Source organism: Streptomyces prasinopilosus, from assembly GCF_001419695.1.
GTDB classification, from domain to species: Bacteria; Actinomycetota; Actinomycetes; order Streptomycetales; family Streptomycetaceae; genus Streptomyces; species Streptomyces prasinopilosus.
The window spans coordinates 1-3,966 of sequence record NZ_LIRG01000842.1; the positions used below are offsets into that span (position 1 = coordinate 1).

Below are 3,966 nucleotides of genomic sequence, written 5' to 3' on the forward strand. Positions count from 1 at the left end.
ACCGGCGCGCGCCGGTGGACATCGAGCTGTGGGTCGAGCAGATCCGGGCCGCGTCCTTCACCCTCGCCTACGAGGTGAAGGACGGCGACCAGGTCTACGTCCGGGCCTCCACGGTGATCGTGCCGTTCGACTTCGAGGCGCAGCGTCCGCGCCGGCTCACCCAGGAGGAGCGGGAGTTCCTCCGGGAGTACACGGACGACGGCGACAACGAGGGTGACGCCGCCGACGACGCCGATCAGGAGGAGGCCGTCGCGGCATGACGGTGCTCCACCTCGCCGACGAGAGGGAGGCGGCGGACCTCGCGGCCTTCCTCTCCCGGCTGCTCCACTACGACCGCGGGGCCGCGGTGCGCCTGCAGGCGTCGGGCACCGCACTCGCCGTGTTCGGCCGGCCGCCCTCCTTCGAGGTGCTGGCCGTGCGCGCCGTGCGGCTGGCCAAGCCGTACGAGGACGGCATCGACGTCACCCTGGACGTGACCGTGTCCGCCGGCGAGCTGCTGGAGTCGGTGGACGAGACCGCGGTCACCGCCGCCGTGCCGGGTGCGGTGACCGGGCCGCCGTGGGCCGGGATGCTGCCTCCGCGGACGGGCTGGCAGGCCGAACCCGGGCTGCCCGCACCGGACTCCCTGCGGGCGCTCGTCGCCGCAGCGGTCGCCGAATTCAAGGCCCGTACGGGCGAGTTGGCGCCCGAGGCGCGCACCCGGGCCGAACTCGACCGGATCGGGCGGGAGATCTGGTCCCGCACGGTCGCCCGGACCGACCTCCCGGTGCGGGCCGTGCACGCGGCCCAGTCGCTGGGCTTCCTGCGGCCGTCGGCCGCGTCCGCCGGCGCGGACGGCGACTCCGGGGAGCCGGTGCTGCTCGCCTCGGGCCCGTGGCTCCGGCTGCGGACGCCGTACGGGTCGATCGCCCTGCGCCGGGCGGGAGCGGCCGGGGCGCTGGGGCTCAGCGTGCGCTGAACTCCGGTGCGGCCGGGCGCCGGTGCGGCCCGGCCCGGGGGGCCTCTCGGCCGGAGGGCCTCAGTCCGGGGAGTTGATCATCGAGGCCGCCGCGTACGTCAGGTACTTCCACAGCGTCCGCTCGTGCTCCTCGGACAGGCCGAGTTCGTCGAGGGCGACGCGCATGTGCCCCAGCCAGGCGTCGTGCGCGGCCCGGTCGACCTTGAACGGCACGTGCCGCATCCGCAGCCGCGGGTGGCCCCGGTTCTGGCTGTACGTGGTCGGACCGCCCCAGTACTGGATCAGGAACAGCGTGAACCGCTCCTCGGCCGGGCCGAGGTCCTCCTCCGGGTACATGGGACGCAGCAGCGGGTCCCCGGCCACGCCCTCGTAGAAACGGTGGACGAGCCGGCGGAAGGTCTCCTCCCCGCCGACCTGCTCGTAGAACGTCTGCTCCTGAAGCGTGCCGCGCCGAATCTCTGTCACCCGTCCATGGTCTCAGACCGGGCGGCATAGGCCTCAAGCCCTAGGTCCCGCCGTTCCGCCCCTCGGTCCCGGCTCCGGAGCCGGCCCCGGTTCCGGTTCGGTGTCCCGTCCCCGTGCCGGCGCTCGTACTGTGGAGGCATGGGCGGGCACGCTGCTCAGCGGGACCTGGACGACCTCGCCGGCTCGGCGCGGGCGGCGCTGGTGCGCGAGATCGCCGCGAGCGGGGCGTTCGACGCCGACCCCGTGTGGCGGGAGGCCTTCGAGGCCGTCCCGCGCCACCTGTTCGTGCCGTACTACTACGTGGGCACCGTGGGCGGCTACGAGCGGCGGTGGGGCGGGAGCCCCGATCCCCGGGCGGACGAGGCCTGGCTGCGGGGCGTGTACGAGGACGTCCCGCTGGCCATCCGGATGCGCGACGGCGAACTGCTCTCCTCCAGCAGCCAGCCGTCCCTCATGGCGGTGATGCTCGCCGGACTGGGCGTCCGCGACGGCGACCGGGTCCTGGAGATCGGCACCGGCAGCGGCTACAACGCCGCCCTGCTCGCCCACCGGCTCGGTGACGACGACCTGGTCACCACCGTCGACCTCGACCCGGAGATCACCGCGTCGGCCCGACGGCACCTGGACGACGCCGGGTACCACCCGGTGGTCGTCACCGGCGACGGCGCGCTCGGGGTGCCCGCACGCGCCCCTTACGACCGGATCATCGTGACCTGCACCCTGCCGTCCGTGCCCGGCGCCTGGCTCGCCCAGTGCCGGCCCGGCGCCCGCGTCCTCGCCCCGTTCGCCACCGGCCTGATCGCCCTCACCGTGCACGGCCCGGGCCACGCCGAGGGGCGGTTCCTGCACACATCCGCCTACTTCGTCCCCCTGCGCGGCGCGAACCGCTCGCGGGCGGTGCCGGCCGGCGGGGCGGCCCTGGCCGACGTGCCGCGCCGGGCCAGGGACAACGACCGGTTCCGGTTCCTGCTGGCGCTGACCGCGGGCAGCCTCGGGGCCGGGGAGGCGTACGAGGTGTGGCGGCGGGAGGGGCGGCCGGAGCGCGAACGCTACGGCCTCACGGTCGGCGAGGACCGGTGCTGGGCCTGGCTGGACGACCCGGGAGGGCCGCACCGCTGGGTGCTGCCCTCCTGAGTCCCGAGTCCCGAGTCCCGGACTCCGGGTCCTGGACGCGTCTCCGACCGGGTGTCCCCGGCTCAGCCGCGGTGGATGGTGATCGTCGTCCAGGCGCCCACGTGGACGCGGTCGCCGTCCTGGAGCGGGACCGGGACGAACGGCTGAATCGGTTCCTCCGAACCGTTGACCGTCGTGCCGTTCGTCGAGTTCTGGTCGACGACCGCCCAGCTGCCGTCCGGCTGCTGCACCAGCACCGCGTGCTGGTGCGAGACGCCCGGGTCCTCCGGCGGCGTCGACAGGTCGATGTCGGGGGTGTCGCCGGTGGAGTGGCGCCGGCGGCCGATCGTGAGCTGGTTGCCGGTCAGGGTGCGCTGCTGCTCGGGCGAGTACGCGGGCAGGTTCAGGCCCGTGGCCTCGGGACCGGAGCGGTGCATCATCGCCATGAAGTAGTCGCGGTCCGGACCGATCGTCGCGGTCCAGGTCACCGGGCCGCGGGGCTGCTGCGGGAAGCCGCCGGGGCCGGACGGCGCCTGGGTCGCACCGGGCTGCGGGTAGCCGTAACCACCGTGCTGGCCCTGTCCGTGCTGGCCGGGACCGTTCGGGCCCTGTCCGTGCTGGCCGCCCTGGCCGCCACCGGGACCGCCGGACGGCGGAGGGATGACCCAGTCGTCGTCGCTGAAGGCGGGACCGCCCTGCTGCGGGGGCCGGCCGGTCTCCTGCGGGAATCCGGGCGGGGCCGGCGGACCGGAACGGTACGCCTGCGGACCGCCGGGGCCACCCGGGCCGCCGGGACCGTTCGGGCCGCCGGGCCCACCGGGGCCTCCGTAACCGCCGGGGCCACCCGGACCACCCGGACCGTTCGGTCCGCCGTGCGGGCCGGGTCCGCCGGGCCCGTTCGGTCCGCCGGGTCCGCCGGGCCCGTTCGGGCCGCCGGGACCTCCGTATCCGCCCGGGCCGGGCGGCGGCGGTACCGGACGCGAGGGGTCGCCGCCGAAGCCGGGCGGGCCCGGCGGGATCGGCTCGGCCGGCCGGTTCACCTGGGACGGACGGGAGCCCTGGTAGTCGTAGGGGTCACCGCCGTTGCCGCCGTACGTCGGACCGGGCGGGGGCTGCTGCTGGTACCCGCCGTGACCGCCCTGACCACCGGGTCCGGGTCCGCCGGGGCCGGGCCCGCCCTGGCCGCCGGGGCCGGTGGGACGCGGGGCGGCCGGGGTGTACGAGGTCGCCGTGTTCGTCAGGAAGTTCCACCGGCACTCCTCGCAGAACGGCGCGGCCCCCTCACGGGGCGTGCGGCACTGCGGGCACAGCTCCGCCCTGCCGGGCCCACCGGGCCCGCCCGGGCCACCGGGCCCCCCGTATCCGCCGGGGCCGCCCTGGCCGCCCGGGGGCGGGAATCCGTAGCCACCGCCGGGCGGCCAGGGCGGCCC

Annotated in this window: 5 protein-coding genes; 3 read left to right on the top strand and 2 right to left on the bottom strand. The window is 76.2% G+C overall.

Annotated features, from left to right (window positions below; all coding sequences use genetic code 11):
- Together AOK18_RS27330 and AOK18_RS27335 are read left to right on the top strand one after the other, a co-directional pair.
- The coding region (locus AOK18_RS27330) for an acyl-CoA thioesterase (RefSeq protein WP_420865649.1) at positions 1 to 260 on the top strand (260 nt) is incomplete at its 5' end.
- Positions 257 to 958, top strand: a complete 702-nt coding sequence (locus tag AOK18_RS27335; protein ID WP_055574022.1) for a DUF8185 domain-containing protein — start codon at positions 257 to 259, stop codon at positions 956 to 958. The genes AOK18_RS27330 and AOK18_RS27335, both read left to right, overlap by 4 nt.
- 60 nt (positions 959 to 1,018) lie before the next feature.
- Here the strand turns inward: AOK18_RS27335 and AOK18_RS27340 are convergent, their stop codons facing one another.
- Positions 1,019 to 1,423 (bottom strand): globin, encoded by a 405-nt coding sequence (locus AOK18_RS27340; protein WP_055574021.1) that lies wholly within the window; start codon positions 1,421 to 1,423, stop codon positions 1,019 to 1,021.
- A gap of 138 nt (positions 1,424 to 1,561) precedes the next feature.
- Here AOK18_RS27340 and AOK18_RS27345 point away from each other — a divergent pair, with 138 nt between their 5' ends.
- Complete coding sequence (locus AOK18_RS27345; RefSeq protein WP_055696067.1) at positions 1,562 to 2,557, top strand: methyltransferase domain-containing protein; 996 nt, start codon at positions 1,562 to 1,564, stop codon at positions 2,555 to 2,557.
- A gap of 62 nt (positions 2,558 to 2,619) precedes the next feature.
- Here the strand turns inward: AOK18_RS27345 and AOK18_RS27350 are convergent.
- A partial coding sequence (locus AOK18_RS27350; protein WP_099048950.1) for an FHA domain-containing protein occupies positions 2,620 to 3,966 on the bottom strand: 1,347 nt, incomplete at its 5' end.

Coding starts and splice junctions, on each gene's coding strand:
- AOK18_RS27345 (WP_055696067.1), top strand. CDS start 1,562: ATGGGCGGGCACGCTGCTCAGCGGGACCTGGACGACCTCGCCGGCTCG.
- AOK18_RS27335 (WP_055574022.1), top strand. CDS start 257: ATGACGGTGCTCCACCTCGCCGACGAGAGGGAGGCGGCGGACCTCGCG.